17 protein-coding genes are annotated in these 14,510 nt (G+C 72.7%); 12 read left to right on the forward strand and 5 right to left on the reverse strand.

The window, feature by feature from the left end; genetic code table 11:
• The first annotated feature begins 23 nt into the window (after window positions 1–23).
• From hisB to hisF, 10 genes are all read left to right on the forward strand, one after another.
• Window positions 24–635: an imidazoleglycerol-phosphate dehydratase HisB gene (gene hisB, locus AB0O48_RS21745; protein ID WP_357251103.1), complete on the forward strand. Its 612-nt coding sequence runs from the start codon at window positions 24–26 to the stop codon at window positions 633–635.
• Between the two features lie 58 nt (window positions 636–693).
• Window positions 694–867 carry a hypothetical protein gene (locus tag AB0O48_RS21750; protein ID WP_357251106.1) on the forward strand — a complete coding sequence of 58 codons (174 nt, stop codon included), beginning with the start codon at window positions 694–696 and terminating at the stop codon, window positions 865–867.
• Window positions 864–1,496: an imidazole glycerol phosphate synthase subunit HisH gene (gene hisH / locus AB0O48_RS21755; protein ID WP_357251109.1), complete on the forward strand. Its 633-nt coding sequence runs from the start codon at window positions 864–866 to the stop codon at window positions 1,494–1,496. The genes AB0O48_RS21750 and hisH overlap by 4 nt, the downstream gene beginning before the upstream one ends.
• Before the next feature lie 36 nt (window positions 1,497–1,532).
• Window positions 1,533–1,856: a hypothetical protein gene (locus tag AB0O48_RS21760; RefSeq protein ID WP_355032713.1), complete on the forward strand. Its 324-nt coding sequence runs from the start codon at window positions 1,533–1,535 to the stop codon at window positions 1,854–1,856.
• 14 nt (window positions 1,857–1,870) lie between these two features.
• Entirely contained in the window at window positions 1,871–2,596 is a 726-nt protein-coding gene (gene priA, locus AB0O48_RS21765) for a bifunctional 1-(5-phosphoribosyl)-5-((5-phosphoribosylamino)methylideneamino)imidazole-4-carboxamide isomerase/phosphoribosylanthranilate isomerase PriA (protein WP_357251113.1), read from the forward strand.
• Window positions 2,593–2,982 carry a RidA family protein gene (locus tag AB0O48_RS21770; protein WP_365067901.1) on the forward strand — a complete coding sequence of 130 codons (390 nt, stop codon included), beginning with the start codon at window positions 2,593–2,595 and terminating at the stop codon, window positions 2,980–2,982. Before priA ends, AB0O48_RS21770 begins: the two co-directional genes overlap by 4 nt.
• A gap of 80 nt (window positions 2,983–3,062) precedes the next feature.
• A complete protein-coding gene (locus AB0O48_RS21775) occupies window positions 3,063–3,509 on the forward strand; it encodes a MarR family transcriptional regulator (RefSeq protein WP_357571493.1) in 447 nt (148 codons plus the stop codon).
• A 5-nt stretch (window positions 3,510–3,514) separates the two neighbouring features.
• On the forward strand, window positions 3,515–3,946 hold the full coding sequence (locus AB0O48_RS21780; protein ID WP_357251120.1) for an organic hydroperoxide resistance protein: 432 nt from the start codon (window positions 3,515–3,517) through the stop codon (window positions 3,944–3,946).
• 46 nt (window positions 3,947–3,992) lie between these two features.
• Entirely contained in the window at window positions 3,993–4,991 is a 999-nt protein-coding gene (locus AB0O48_RS21785) for an NADP-dependent oxidoreductase (RefSeq protein WP_357251123.1), read from the forward strand.
• A gap of 73 nt (window positions 4,992–5,064) precedes the next feature.
• Window positions 5,065–5,832 (forward strand): imidazole glycerol phosphate synthase subunit HisF, encoded by a 768-nt coding sequence (gene hisF / locus AB0O48_RS21790; protein ID WP_365067906.1) that lies wholly within the window; start codon window positions 5,065–5,067, stop codon window positions 5,830–5,832.
• A gap of 5 nt (window positions 5,833–5,837) precedes the next feature.
• Here hisF and AB0O48_RS21795 read toward each other — a convergent pair whose 3' ends face one another.
• Window positions 5,838–6,287 carry a hypothetical protein gene (locus tag AB0O48_RS21795; RefSeq protein ID WP_357571494.1) on the reverse strand — a complete coding sequence of 150 codons (450 nt, stop codon included), beginning with the start codon at window positions 6,285–6,287 and terminating at the stop codon, window positions 5,838–5,840.
• 102 nt (window positions 6,288–6,389) lie between these two features.
• Window positions 6,390–7,061, reverse strand: coding sequence for a hypothetical protein (locus AB0O48_RS21800; protein ID WP_365067909.1), 672 nt, complete (start codon window positions 7,059–7,061; stop codon window positions 6,390–6,392).
• A 59-nt stretch (window positions 7,062–7,120) separates the two neighbouring features.
• Between AB0O48_RS21800 and AB0O48_RS21805 the strand changes: the two genes are divergently transcribed.
• Window positions 7,121–8,578, forward strand: a complete 1,458-nt coding sequence (locus AB0O48_RS21805) for a PLP-dependent aminotransferase family protein (protein WP_357571496.1) — start codon at window positions 7,121–7,123, stop codon at window positions 8,576–8,578.
• 67 nt (window positions 8,579–8,645) lie between these two features.
• Here AB0O48_RS21805 and AB0O48_RS21810 read toward each other — a convergent pair whose 3' ends face one another.
• From AB0O48_RS21810 to AB0O48_RS21820, 3 genes are all read right to left on the reverse strand, one after another.
• Window positions 8,646–10,472 (reverse strand): long-chain fatty acid--CoA ligase, encoded by a 1,827-nt coding sequence (locus AB0O48_RS21810; RefSeq protein ID WP_357251137.1) that lies wholly within the window; start codon window positions 10,470–10,472, stop codon window positions 8,646–8,648.
• Window positions 10,473–10,598: 126 nt separating this feature from the next.
• Entirely contained in the window at window positions 10,599–11,546 is a 948-nt protein-coding gene (locus AB0O48_RS21815) for a terpene synthase (protein WP_365067914.1), read from the reverse strand.
• A 127-nt stretch (window positions 11,547–11,673) separates the two neighbouring features.
• Window positions 11,674–12,303 (reverse strand): TIGR03085 family metal-binding protein, encoded by a 630-nt coding sequence (locus tag AB0O48_RS21820; RefSeq protein WP_357251143.1) that lies wholly within the window; start codon window positions 12,301–12,303, stop codon window positions 11,674–11,676.
• A 173-nt stretch (window positions 12,304–12,476) separates the two neighbouring features.
• Here AB0O48_RS21820 and AB0O48_RS21825 point away from each other — a divergent pair, with 173 nt between their 5' ends.
• Complete coding sequence (locus AB0O48_RS21825; protein ID WP_357251146.1) at window positions 12,477–14,360, forward strand: ABC transporter ATP-binding protein; 1,884 nt, start codon at window positions 12,477–12,479, stop codon at window positions 14,358–14,360.
• The last annotated feature ends 150 nt before the right edge of the window (window positions 14,361–14,510 follow it).

The following is a 14,510-nucleotide window of genomic DNA, read 5'->3' on the forward strand; positions in this document are numbered from 1 at the left end:
CAGTCGCGACCGAGAGGTAAGCAATGAGCCGGACCGCCCGGGTGGAGCGGATCACCAAGGAGACCAAGGTCCTCGTCGAGATCGACCTCGACGGCAACGGCGCCGCCGAGATCAGCACCGGGGTCGGCTTCTACGACCACATGCTGCACCAGATCGCCCGGCACGGCGGCTTCGACCTGACCGTACGCACGGTGGGTGACCTGGAGATCGACGCGCACCACACGATCGAGGACACCGCCCTGGCCCTGGGTGCCGCGTTCGACCAGGCGCTGGGCGACAAGGCCGGCATCCGGCGGTACGGTTCGGCGACCGTGCCGATGGACGAGGTGCTGGTCCGGGCCGCGGTGGACCTGTCCGGTCGGCCGTACGTGGTGCACGACGAGCCGGCGCTGGCCCCGTACATCGGGCCGGTCTACGCGACGAGCATGACCCGGCACATCTGGGAGTCCTTCGGCCAGGCGGCCCGGGTCACGTTGCACGTCGACGTGCTGCGGGCGGCGCGGCCGGGTGGTCACCCGGACGCGCACCACGTGGTGGAGGCGCAGTTCAAGGCGGTCTCCCGCGCGTTGCGCGAGGCCACCTCGATCGACCCACGGTCGGCGGGCGCGATCCCCAGCACGAAGGGCGCGCTCTGATGAGCGCGAGGAGTGCAGCGAAGCGGAGCCCCGCGGTCGCGATTCGAGGGTGGCTCTGATGGGTGCCGCGTTGCCGACGTTGCTGCTGATCCTGGCCGGGGTGCTGGTCGGTGGCACCTGGTCGCTTCACCGCCAGGGTGCGCCGAAGGTGGCGGTGCTGGTCACCGGGGTGCTCGCGGTGCTCGCCACGGTCGCCGGGGTGCTGCGGCTGCTGCCGGGGGGCGACGCGTGAGCGACGTGGTGGTGCTCGACTACGGCTCGGGCAACCTGCGCTCGGCGGAGCGGGCGTTGGTCGCCGCCGGCGCGGACGTCCGGGTGACCGACGATCTGGCTGCCGCGGCCGCCGCCGATGGTCTGGTGGTGCCGGGGGTGGGGGCGTACGCGGCGTGCATGGCCGGGATCGAGGCGCTCGGCGCCGGTCCGGTGATTGCCGAGCGGGTCGCCGCCGGCCGTCCGGTGCTCGGCATCTGTGTGGGTATGCAGGTGCTCTTCGAGCACGGCGACGAGCACGGCGTGGTGACCAAGGGGCTCGGGTTGCTGCCCGGCGGGGTGACCCGGCTGGCCGCCACCAGGCTGCCGCACATGGGCTGGAACACGGTCCGGGCGCCTGCGGAGTCGGTGCTGTTCGCCGGACTGACCGAGCAGAGCAGGTTCTACTTCGTCCACTCGTACGCGATGGGCGACCCGGCGGCGTTGGCCGCTGCCGGCGCCGTGGTGACCACCGCCCACCACGACACGGACTTCGTCGCCGCGGTGGAGCGGGGTCCGCTCTCGGCGGCCCAGTTCCATCCGGAGAAGTCCGCCGACACCGGTGCCGCGCTGCTGCGCAACTGGCTCGCCACGCTGCCCACCGGTGGCTGAGCGTCGGTGTCCGACGCCCGACTCGGGGGCGTCGCGGTGAGCCGGGAACGGGCCCGCCGGCGGGCGGAGCGGGAGGCGGAGCAGGCCCGGGAGCGGGCGGTACGGCAGCGTCGGGTGGCGCGCCGGCAGCGCCGTCGCGCGGTGGTCCGCCGGTTGACCCCTCGGCTGCGCCGGGGCCGCTCCGGGCGGCTGGCCCGGCACACCCGGGGTGAGCGGGCCGCCATCGTGCTGCTCACCGGTGCGGCGCTGATTCTGATCTGGTCGTTCGTCGACAACCTGGCGTTGCGGATCGCGCTGATCGTGTTGTTGCTGCTCGTACTGCCGGCGATCGTCGTGATCGCCCTGGACCGTCGTACCTGATCGAGGAGAAGACGTTGAGCCTCACCCTGTTACCCGCTGTGGATGTCGCCGACGGCCGGGCCGTCCGGCTCGTGCAGGGCGCCGTCGGAAGCGAGAGCATCTATGGCGAGCCGTTGGACGCGGCGCTGGCCTGGCAGCAGGACGGCGCGGAGTGGATCCACCTGGTCGACCTGGACGCGGCCTTCGGCCGGGGCACGAACGCGCACCTGCTCGCCGAGGTGGTGCGGCAGTTGGACGTGAAGGTGGAGCTCTCCGGCGGCATCCGGGACGACGAGTCGTTGCGGGCGGCGCTGGGCACCGGGGCGGCCCGGGTGAACATCGGCACCGCGGCGCTGGAGGACCCGGTGTGGTGTGACCGGGTGGTGGGGGAGTACGGCGACCGGGTCGCCATCGGGTTGGACGTGCGGGGTCACACCCTCTCCGCGCGGGGCTGGACGCGTGACGGCGGTGACCTGTACGAGGTGCTGGAGCGCCTGGACAAGGCCGGCGCGAGTCGGTACGTGGTCACCGACATCACCAAGGACGGCACCATGCGCGGTCCGAACCTGGACCTGTTGCGTGAGGTGTGTGCCCGCACCGACCGGCCGGTGATCGCTTCCGGCGGGGTGTCCACGCTTGACGACCTGCGGGCGTTGGCGAGCCTGGAGGCGATCGGGGTGGAGGGCGTGATCGCCGGTAAGGCGCTCTACGCGGGTGCCTTCACGGTGGCCGAGGCGCTGCGGACCCTGGCCGAGGTGTGACGGTCACCCGGCTCTCCTCGGGCGGCCCGTGGGAGCAGCACTACGGCTACTCGCGGGTGGTCCGGGCCGGCGATCGGGCCTTCACGGCCGGCTGCACGGCGACGGTGGACGGTCGGGTGGTGCACGTCGGTGACGCCGCCGCGCAGACCGCGCAGGCGCTGCGGATCGGGCTGGACGCGCTCGCCGAGGTGGGTGCGGAGCCGGGCGACGTGGTCCGGACCAGGATGTACGTGACCGACCGGCTGCACGCCGACGAGGTGGGCCGGGCGCACAACGCGGTCTTCGGCGCGGTGCGGCCGGCGGCGACGCTTGTGGTGGTGGCCGGTCTGTTGGACCCGGAGCACCTGGTCGAGGTGGAGTTGGAGGCGTACCTCGGCGATCGCTGAGGTACGCGCCCGACCGGCCTGCTGGCTGACCCGTGGCCCGATAGGTTGTGCACAACTTAATTGTGGGCTACGGTTCGGCGGTGACCGATGACCTGGTGTTGCGCCGGCAGGTGTGCTTCGCGCTCTACGCCGCGTCGCGCGCCCTGACCGACGTCTACCGGCCGATCCTCGACGAGGTCGGGCTGACCTACCCGCAGTACCTGGTGCTGCTGGTGCTCTGGGAGCGCCCCGACGACGCCCCCGCGGTGTCCGAGCTGGGCGCCGAGCTGCAACTGGACTCCGGCACGCTCTCTCCGCTGCTCAAGCGACTGGAGGGGGCGGGGCTGGTGGTGCGACGGCGGTCGGCTCGCGACGAGCGGCGGGTCGAGGTCGTCCTCACCGAGCAGGGGCGGGCGCTGCGCGAGCAGCTCTGCGAGGTCCCGCTGCGCATCGCGCAGGCCACCGGGCTGGGCCTCGGCGAGCTGGTCGCGTTGCGCGACACCCTCACCCGGGTCACCGAGACCATCCACCGACAGAAGGAGCAGTGACTCTCATGCAGGTTCTCTACACCGCGTCCGCGACCGCCAGCGGCGATGGCCGCGACGGCCACGTCGAGACCTCCGACGGCACTCTCGCGCTCGACCTGGCCGTGCCGAAGGAGATGGGTGGCGCCGGTGGGGCCGCCAACCCCGAGCAGCTCTTCGCCGCCGGCTACGCGGCCTGCTTCCACAGCGCCCTGCGCCTGGTGGGCCGCCGCGCCAAGGCCGACGTGAGCGACTCCGTCGTCGCCGCCGAGGTCGGCATCGGCCCGAACGGCAGTGGCGGGTTCGGGCTCACCGTACGGCTCGTCGTCGACCTGCCCGCCGTCTCCCGCGAGACCGCCGAGCAGATCGTCGAGCAGGCCCACCAGGTCTGCCCGTACTCCAACGCCACCCGCGGCAACATCGACGTCGCGCTGACCGTCCGGGAGACCCTGGCCGCGTGAGCTCGCGACCCAGGCCCCCATCCGCGGACGAGAGGACGACCACCCCGTGACCGGCAATCGTGAGATCCACCTGGCCAGCCGCCCGCAGGGCTGGCCCACCGAGGACACCTTCCGGCTCGTCGAGACCGACGTCCCGACGCCCGGACCGGGCCAGATCGTGGTCCGCAACCAGTTCCTGTCCGTCGACCCGTACATGCGGGGACGGATGAACGACGTCAAGTCGTACGTGCCGCCGTTCGCCCTCGACGCCCCGCTCGACGGTGCGGCGATCGGCGAGGTGGTGGCCAGCGAGTCGGCCGACGTCGCCGTCGGCACCACGGTCCTGCACGGGCTGGGCTGGCGGGAGTACGCGCTGCTCGACGCCAGCGCCGCCCGGCCGGTCGACCCGAGCCTGGCGCCGGTCAGCGCGTACCTCAGCGTGCTCGGCATGCCCGGGCTGACCGCGTACGCCGGTCTGCTGGAGGTCGCCGCGATGAAGCCCGGCGAGACGGTCTTCGTCTCCGCCGCGGCCGGCTCGGTCGGCAGCCTGGTGGGCCAGATCGCCAAGCTCAAGGGCGCGGGCCGGGTCATCGGCAGCGCCGGCTCGGCCGCGAAGGTCGAGCGGCTGCGGGCCCTGGGCTTCGACGCCGCCTTCGACTACCACGACGGGCCGGTCCGTGAGTCGTTGCGGGCGGCCGCCCCGGACGGCGTCGACGTCTACTTCGACAACGTCGGCGGCGACCACCTGGAGGCGGCGATCTCGGCCATGAACCTGCACGGCCGGGCCGCGATCTGCGGCATGATCTCGCAGTACAACGCCACCGAACCGCCGGCCGCGCCGCGCAACCTGGCGCTGGTCATCGGCAAGCGGCTCACCCTGCGCGGCTTCCTGGTCAACGACCACAACAACGTGCGGGCGGAGTTCGTCCGTGACGTCGCCGGCTGGCTGCGCGAGGGCACGCTGTCATACGACGAGACGGTCGTCGACGGCATCGAGAACGCCCCGGCGGCGTTCCTCGGCCTGCTGCGCGGCGAGAACCTGGGCAAGATGCTCGTTCGTGTCTGATCGGCACGGGGTGCGCGGCGGTCGGCCCGGTCGGGTCGGCCGCCGCGCCTCGCGCGGAGGATAGGGTGGCGGCATGACGGTGGCGGTACGGGTGATCCCCTGTCTCGACGTGGACGCCGGGCGGGTGGTCAAGGGCGTCAACTTCCTCGACCTGCGCGACGCCGGTGACCCGGTGGAGTTGGCCGCCGCGTACGACCGGGCCGGTGCGGACGAGCTGACCTTCCTCGACGTCACCGCGTCCTCCAGCGACCGGGGCACCATGCTCGACGTGGTGCGCCGCACCGCCGAGTCGGTCTTCATCCCGCTGACCGTCGGGGGTGGGGTCCGGCAGGTCGCCGACGTCGACACGCTGCTGCGCGCGGGCGCGGACAAGGTCGGCGTGAACACCGCCGCCATCGCCCGGCCGGAGCTGATCGCCGAGATCGCCGACCGGTTCGGCCGGCAGGTGCTCGTGCTCTCCCTCGACGTGCGCCGGGCGCCGACCGACATCACCCCCAGCGGGTTCGAGGTCACCACGCACGGCGGCCGGCGGGGCACGGGCATCGACGCGGTGTGGTGGGCGCAGCGGGGGGCCGAGCTGGGCGCGGGGGAGATCCTGCTCAACTCGATGGACGCCGACGGCACCAAGGCCGGGTTCGACCTGGAGCTGATCGCCGCGGTACGGGCGATCGTGGACGTGCCGGTGGTGGCCAGCGGGGGTGCCGGCGAGGTGGCCCACTTTCCGCCCGCGATCGGCGCGGGCGCGGACGCGGTGCTCGCCGCCAGTGTCTTCCACTTCGGCGAGCTGACCGTGGCCGAGGTCAAGGACGCGCTGCGGGACAGCGGTCACCCGGTGCGCTGAGCCGGTCAGTGCCCCTCGGGTGACCGGCGGGGCGTGGGGATCGAGCGGACGGCGTACTCCTGGACGGCCGCGGCGTGGTCGGCCTCGTCCAGGCTCCAGTCGGCGCTGCCGGGCGCGTGTCGGCGGGTCAGCACGCCCTGCACGGTGTCCACCATGGTCGCCACGCCGGCGCGCGGGCGGCTGCGCCAGAGCTGCTCACCCTCGGCGGTGATCCGGAACCAGCCGTCGACGACACTTACCAACCCGGCCCCGACCAGCCGCTGGACGGCGGCCTCCACCTCGTGCCGCTGCGGAATCGCGTGGTTGAGGTGGTCGGCGGTGGAGAGCACATCGGTGAGGCGGACACCCTCCGGCCGGCGACTCGTCGCCGACCGACGGTGCCGGCCGGCTCCGCTCGCGATCACCAGCGACACGAAGATCCAGGCGTCCGTCCAGCGCCAACCGTTCTCCCCCATGCAGAGATGATGACGGCGCGCGTCGCGGAAGGGAACACCCACCCTCCCATCCGGTACGTGGCACCACCACCACGTGCCGGTTCGCGGACGGTCGGTGAGGATTCAGCCGGCGGGGGTGGCCGGCGCGGCGTTACTGGGCGGGGGCGCGGCGCTGTCCGGCGCGGTGCCCTCCGGCACGGCGAACAGCGGGATGAAGAACTGGGCCAACGGCCCGATGGCCAGCGCGTACGCGACGGTGCCCACACCGACCGTGCCGTCGAGGAGCCAGCCGAGCGCCAGCACGGTGACCTCGATGACGGTGCGCACCAGCCGGACCGAGCGGCCGGGGCGGCGGGCCACGTACCCGGTCATCAGGCCGTCGCGGGGGCCGGGTCCCAGCCGGGCGCCGAGGTAGAGGGCGGTGGCGGCGCCGTTGGCGACGATCCCGGTGATCAGCATCGTGATCCGGACGCCGAGCGGGCCACCCGCGGGCAGCAGGGCCAGGGTGGCGTCGACGACCAGGCCGATCACCACGACGTTGCTGACCGTGCCGAGGCCGGGCCGCTGCCGCAGGGGAATCCAGAGCAGCAGCACCAGCGCGCCGACGGCGATGGTGACGGTGCCGAAGGAGAGGCCGGTCAGTTTGGACAGCCCCTGGTGGAACACGTCCCAGGGGTCGAGGCCCAGGTGGGAGCGGATCATCAGGGCCATGCTGGCGCCGTAGAGGGCGAGCCCGAGGTAGAGCTGGACCAGCCGCCGGACCGGCCGCTGCCGCAGATTGCCAATCAGTGCCATGCATGCCACTGTAGGTGCCAATCCTCGTCGAGGAAGAAGCCAATATTCGAGGAGTGGTCATGACTGGGCAGGTGCGCGGTGTCCAATTGGCCCGTCTGCTCGGTCAGTGGCATGCCCTGCCGGGCCGACGGCGCAGCCCCGACTACGCGGCTCTGGCCGGCGCGGTGCGCGGTCTGCTCGCCGACGGCCGGTTGCCGCTGGGCGTCCGGCTCCCGGCCGAACGGGAGCTGGCCGAGGCGCTGCGGATCAGCCGGACCACGGTCACCGCCGCGTACCGGCAACTGCGGGAGACCGGGCACCTGGCCAGCCGCCGCGGCGCCGGCAGTTGGACGATGCTGCCCGGCAACCACCGGGTCGCCAGCACCGGCCTGTGGACCCCGCTCGACGACCGGGACATGCTCGACCTCGGCGTCGCCGCGCTGGCCGCCCCGCCGCAACTCCTCACGGCCGCCCGGGCGGCCACCGAGGACCTGCCCCGATACCTGGGCGGGGCCGGTTACCACCCGACCGGCATCATCGAGCTGCGCGAGGCGGTGGCCGGCGCGTACACGGCTCGGGGTCTGCCGACGTCGGCCGACCAGATCATGGTCACCAGCGGCACCCAGCACGCCCTGGACCTGGTGTTGCGACTCGCGCTGGCCCCCGGCGGCAACGTCCTGGTCGAGTCCCCGACCTATCCCAACGCCCTCGCCGCGCTGGCCGGGCGACGCGCCCGGATCACCACCCACGGCCTGGCCACCGACGGCGGTGGTTGGGAGCCCGACCTGCTGCTGGGCAGTCTCCGGCAGACCCGGCCCATGCTGGCCTACCTGATCCCGGAGTTCCAGAATCCGACGGGGCACCTGATGCCCGCCGGACTTCGTGAGCGGGTGGTGGCCGCCGCCCACGCGGTCGGCACCGATCTGATCGTCGACGAGTCCTTCGTGGACCTCGCGCTGGACGGCACCGAGGTGCCGCCCCCGGTCGCCGTCTACGACCGGCACAGTCGGGTGATCAGCATCGGGGGGATGAGCAAGTCCTACTGGGGTGGCCTGCGGATCGGTTGGGTGCGCGCCTCCGCGCCCCAGGTGCAGCGGCTGGCCGCCGTCCGGGTCGGGGTGGACATGGCCAGTCCGGTGCTGGACCAACTGGTCGCGGTGCACCTGCTCGCCGACGCCGACTCGATCGTCGCCGACCGCCGCGTCCAGTTGACCGGCCAGCGCGACGCCCTGCTCGGCGCGTTGGCGCACCGGCTGCCGGACTGGCGGGTCACCGTGCCACGGGGTGGCGTGACGCTCTGGGCCGAGCTGGACGGCCCGGTCTCCAGCGCGCTGGCGCGGGCCGCCGAGGAGGTCGGCGTGCGGCTGGCGCCCGGCCCCCGGTTCGGCCTGGACGGCACGCTGGAACGCTTCCTGCGGCTGCCGTTCACCCTGCCCGCCGCTGACCTGGTGGAGGCCGTCGGGCGGATCGCCGCGGTCCGCTACGACCTGGACCGGACCGGACCGCAGCGGTGGCGGGAGCCGGCCGTCATCGCCTGAGCGCCTCGCTGCCACGAACGCCGGTGGCCCCGCACCCGAGCGTGGGTGCGGGGCCACCGGCGACGCGTCACAGCTCGGCGAGGGTGCCGGCGTACATCTTGTCGATCTCGCCCGCGAAGTTGCTCTCCACGCTACGCCGCTTGATCTTCAACGACGGGGTGATCTCGCCGTCCTCGATCGTCAGGTCGCGCGGCAGGATGGCCACCTTCTTGATCGTCTCCCAGCGGTTGAGCTTGGCGTTGAGCTGGGCGACGTACTCCTCGACCATCGTCTGGGCCTCGGCCGACGTGACGATCTCGGTGTAGCTGCGCCCTTCGAGCGGGCCGCCGGCGACCCAGCCGCGGATCGCATCCGGGTCCAGGGTGACAAGCATCGTGCAGAAGTTGCGCGCCTGACCGACGACGACCGCCTGCGAGGTGTACGGGCAGATGGCCTTGAACATCCCCTCGATGTGCGAGGGCGCGATGTACTTGCCGCCCGAGGTCTTGACCAGTTCCTTCTTGCGGTCGGTGATCCGTAGGTAGCCCTGCTCGTCGAGCATGCCGATGTCACCGGTACGGAAGAAGCCGTCCTCGGTGAACGCGGCGGCGGTCTCCTCCGGCAGGTTGTGGTAGCCGCGCATCACCGGCCGACCCCGCACCAGGATCTCCCCGTCGGTCTCGATCCGGCACTCCAGGTCGCCCATCGCCCGGCCCACGGTGCCGATCCGCAGACCCGTCGGCGTGTTGACGAAGCTGCCGGCGCTGGTCTCGGTCAGCCCGTAGCCCTCGGAGATCGGCAGGTTCGCCGCGGCGAAGAAGGTCGCGATCTCCGGGCTGAGCGGAGCGGCGCCGGACACCAGCACCCGTATCCGGCCGCCCAGACGGGCCTGGAGCTTGCTGAACACCAGCTTGTCGGCGATCCCGTAGCGCAGCTTCAGCCCACCCGGCACCGGCTTGCCGGCCTGCTCCAGGGTCACTTTCTCCTTGCCGACGCCGACGGCCCAGGCGAAGATCTTCGCCTTCGCGCCGCCGGCGCCCTGCGCGGTGGTCACGGCCTTGTTGTAGACCTTCTCGAACACGCGGGGAGCGCCGCACATCAGCGTCGGACGGATCACCGAGAGCAGATCGACGAGCCGGTCCACCCGCCCGTCGACGTAGGTGGGCAGGCCGACGTGGATGGCGCCGCAGAGCAGGGTCTTGCCGAACGAGTGGGCGAGCGGCAGCCACAGGTACTGCAGGTCGTCGTCGCGTATCAGCTCGCCCGCGGTCTGCGCCACGGCTTGCCAGCACCAGCCGCCGTGCAGCAGCTCGACGCCCTTGGGTTGGCCGGTGGTGCCGGAGGTGTAGATCAGCGTGGCCAGGTGGTCCGGGCCGATGCCGGCCACCAACATGTCGATCAGCTCCGGCTCGGCGGCCAGCGCCTGGGTGCCGCGCTCCTCCAGGTCGGCGAGCGTCAACTGCGCGATCGGGGCGTTCGGATCGACGGCGCCGTCGAGGAGCACCACGTGGGTGAGCGCGGGCAGGGTCGCCCCGGCGATCTTCGCCGCCTGGGCCGGGTTCTCCGCGAACAGCACCTTCGACCCGGAGTCGGCGACGATGTACGTCGCGTCGGCCGGCTCGGTGGTCGGGTAGACGGTGGTGGTCGCGCCGCCGGCACACATGATGCCGAGGTCGGCGATCACCCATTCCAGCCGGGTGTTGGCGAGGATCGCGACCGGGTCCTCCTGGCCGACGCCCAGGCCGTGCAGACCGGCGGCGACCGCCTTGGCGCGCTGGCCGACCTGCGCCCAGGTCAACCAGACCGGCCCCGAGTCGTCGGCGTTCGGGGACGCGAACGCGTGCCGGTCGGGGGTGGCCGCCACGCGCTTGAGAAACATGTCCGGGATGGAACGGTACGGTACATCGAGAGCCATCGCTGTAGCCGCCTTCGGGGGTGGTGACGTGACGGTCGTCACGTCATGATGGTTACCGAAGAGTATTGCCTGGCGCGGTGCGGCGGCTAGTCCGGGTGATCGTCCGGCCGAACTGGTACGGGCGAATCAGGCGTACCGGTCGGCGACGACTGACCAGTCGTAGGTGGCGCGGACCCAGTTTCGCCGTGCCGCGAGCGCGTGGCGCATGCCGTCGTCCCCGTCGGCCAGCAGCGCCTTCTCGACATCCAGGTACGCGGCCAGCCCCTGGTTGAACTGGTCCGCCGCGGCCCGCAGCGCGCTCGCCTCATCCGCGCCGCTGGCGCGGGCGAGCACCGTCACCAGGTTGTGCGCGTCCGGGTCGACCTGACTCTCCTTGCCGTAGGAGAAGAGGTCGTTGCACCAGCACACCAGGTCGACCGCCAGCAGATCCAGGGTGACCAGCGCCGGATGGGCGTGCTGGGCCGACCCGAGTGGCTGGGCCGCCGCCAGGTCGGTGAGTGTGAGGCACGGGCGTACGCCACCGATGTGCCGCCGCAGTTGGACGTACTCCGCCGCCTCGGGTACCCGCCGACGCTCCCGGTTGGCCGCCTCCCAGAGCAACGCCAGCAGGTACTCCCGCATCTGGCTGACGAACCGCAACAGCAGGGCGGGATTGTCGTGCAGCCGGGTGCGGCGGCACAGGTCGTGCAGCGCGTCACCGAGCGGCCCGACGGCGGGCGGTACGACGTCCGGGTCTCCGCAGCGGTCCAGCACGTCGATCAGGGTGCTGATCGCCGGCCCCAGCCGGGCCGGGTCGGCGCCGAGGCCGTCCTCGTCGCAGGCGTCATCCATCACGAAGAGCCAGCTGATCAGGTCGGTGAGCAGGCGCAACCCGTCCACCGACCCGTCCGGGCAGGCTCGGCCGGACAGGCCGGCGGCGTCGGCCCGTTGCAGCCGACGCACGCGCTGGCCGGAATCGACCAGCCCGAACGTGCGCGCCCACTCGACGCTCTCGCTCCCCACCTGCTCGGCGGCCGCGTGGCGCCCCGCACGAAATGGAGGCTCCCGCAGCGCCGAAATCGCAAAATTCCGCACAGTGCGCCCCCACTTCGTACCGCCCGGCGCGGAGCGGCGCGGTGAAGAGTACGGGAGGGGACATCAGCGTGTTTCGCTGGGTGTGCGCAACGCCACACTTGACTTGTGACCGCTTCAGCTCAGGGAGTCACATGCCCAGCTTGGCGGCGCGTAGCCGACGCGCGGCGTCCGTCGGCCCGTCCAGTTGGACCTTCGCCACCCGCTGCCGGCCGGACAGGAACAGGACCAGTTCGGCGGGGGCGCCGACCAACCGCAGCGGCTCCCCACCCCGACCGACGGAGATCTCGCCGTGGCCGGGCGCCTGCACGTACAGGTCCGCCGGGAAGCGGCGCAGGGCCAGCCGGGCCAGCGGGGCGGCACGTTTCCACAGGGCGCTCTGCAGGCCGGCGGGCAGGTCGCGCCGTTGCCATCCGGAGCTGGCCCGCCGCACGTCCTCGTGATGGATGAAGAACTCCATCGTGTTGGCCAACTCGTCGGTCAGGGGGTTGCTGACCGGGCTCCACAGCGGCGGCCGTCGTACCTGCGCCACCAGCTCCGGGTAGGGCCGCGCGGCGAGTCGGCGACGCACCCGTTCGGCGTAGCCGCGCAGCGGCGGCAGCATGATCCCACCGGCGGCGTCCGGGCGGCGTTCCCGCAGCACCAGGTGCGCGGCGAGGTCACGGGTCGCCCACCCCTCGTTGATCGTCGGGGCGTCCGGCCCGAGGGCCAGCAGGAGATCGGCCAGCGCCTCGCGCTCGGCTCGGGCGTACCGCGGCATGCGCCGATCGTAGGCCCGGTGGCTCGTCGGCGCGCGACACCGGCCGCCGGCCCGTCGCCGGCCGCTCGTCGTCACCCGGTACGTGACGGTCGACATATCCGGTCCGGGTCGGCGGCGCTGGCCCGGACCGGTAAGGATGAGGGAGATAATTGCGGCTTACGGCGGGGGAAAGCGTGGCGAGCAAGACAAGTCGGGATGTGCTCAGCCGAGGGCTGGGCGTCCTGCGGCAGGCGATCCGCGAGCAGCCAAGGATCTTCACGGTCGCGGTCGTCGGCAGCGTGCTGTTCGGCGGGATGATCATCGTCAGCGCGCGGGTCGTCGGGACGGTCATCGGTGAGGTGGCGCTTCCGGCCATCGAACGCGGCGAGGTGGGCGCCGGCACCCTGGCGCTGGCCGCGGCCGCGTTGTTCGGGATCAGTGTGCTGCGCGTGGCGGGCATCTTCGGCCGCCGGCTCGGCGCCGGCTACATGCAGTACCGCCTCCAGGCCTCCTACCGCCGCCGGGTCACCCGTCGCTACCTGGAGCTGCCGCTGTCCTGGCACCACCGCAACTCCACCGGCACCCTGCTGTCCAACGCCAACTCGGACGTGGAGGCGGCCTGGTACCCGATCGCGCCGCTGCCGTTCGCCGTCGGCACGTTGGTGATGCTCGTCGGCGCGATCGTGTCGCTCTTCGCCACCGACTGGGCGCTGGCCCTGGTCGGGCTCGCGGTCTTCCCCGCGCTGTTCGCCCTCAACGTCGTCTACTCCCGCCGGATGGCACCCCGCCAGGCCCGGGCGCAGCGGCTGCGCGCCGAGGTCAGCGGGATCGCCCACGAGAGCTTCGACGGCGCCCTGGTGGTCAAGACGATGGGCCGCGAGGCCCAGGAGACCGCCCGGTTCGCGGGCCGCGCCGGTGAGCTGCGCGACTCGCTGATCGCGGTCGGCCGGCTGCGCGGCATCTTCGACCCGCTGCTGGAGACGCTGCCCAGCCTCGGCACCCTCGCCGTCCTGGTGGTCGGGGCGTTCCGGCTGCGCCAGGGCGCCATCAGCGTCACCGAGCTGGTCAGCGTCGCCTTCCTCTTCACCGTGCTGGCCTTCCCGGTCCGGGCCATCGGGTGGGTCCTGGCCGAGCTGCCGCGCAGCGTCGCCGGCTGGGACCGGGTGCGCCGGGTGCTCGACGCCACCGGCGAGATGCCGTACGGCCAGCGCGTGCTCGACCCGGCCAGCTCCGGCCCGGCCACCCTCACCTTCAGCGACGTGCACTTCTCCTACCCGCCGGCCGAGGCGCACGAGGTCGGCGCACAGGTCCTCGGTGAGGTCGGCTTCACGGTGCCGGCCGGTCGGACGGTGGCCCTGGTCGGGCCCACCGGCGCCGGCAAGTCCACGATCGCCTCGCTGGCGGTACGCCTCGTCGACCCGGACTCCGGCACCGTCGCCCTGGACGGGGTGGACGTGCGCGAGCTGACCGCCGCCTCGCTGGCCGGCACGGTGGCGCTGGTCGCCCAGGTGCCGTTCGTCTTCGACGACTCGGTACGCGCCAACATCGCCCTCGACCGGCCGGGCATCGACGACGAGGCGGTCTGGGCGGCGCTGCGGCTGGCCGAGGCGGACGGGTTCGTCGCCGCGCTGCCCGACGGTCTGGACACCATGGTCGGCGAGCGGGGCACGTCGCTCTCCGGCGGGCAGCGGCAGCGGCTCACCCTGGCCCGTGCGCTGGCCGGCCGGCCGCGCCTGCTGGTGCTCGACGACGCGACGAGCGCGGTCGATCCGCGGGTGGAGGCGGCCATCCTGGCCGGGCTGCGATCGTCGACCGCCGAGCCGGGGGTGCCGGTCGCGTCGATCCTCGTGGTGGCGTACCGCCGGGCGACCATCGCGCTCGCCGACGAGGTCATCTACGTGGAGCAGGGACGCGTGCTCGCCCGGGGTACGCACAGCGAGTTGCTGGCCACCGTGCCCGGCTACGTCGACCTGGTCACCGCCTACGAGCAGGCGGAGGTCGAGCGCGCGCAGGAGAGCGCGTACGGCGACGAGGTCGTGCCGCTGCCCTCGGGCCTGGAGATCGAGGTGGACCGGTGAGCGCGAGGAGTGCAGCGAAGCGGAGCCCCGCAGTCGCGAACGAAAGGCCAGCCCGGTGAGCGCGAGGAGTGCAGCGAAGCGGAGCCCCGCAGTCGCGAACGAAAGGCCAGCCCGGTGAGCGCGAGGAGTGCAGCGAAGCGGAGCCCCGCA

Source organism: Micromonospora sp. NPDC085948 (genome assembly GCF_040686315.1).
Taxonomy (GTDB): domain Bacteria; phylum Actinomycetota; class Actinomycetes; order Mycobacteriales; family Micromonosporaceae; genus Micromonospora.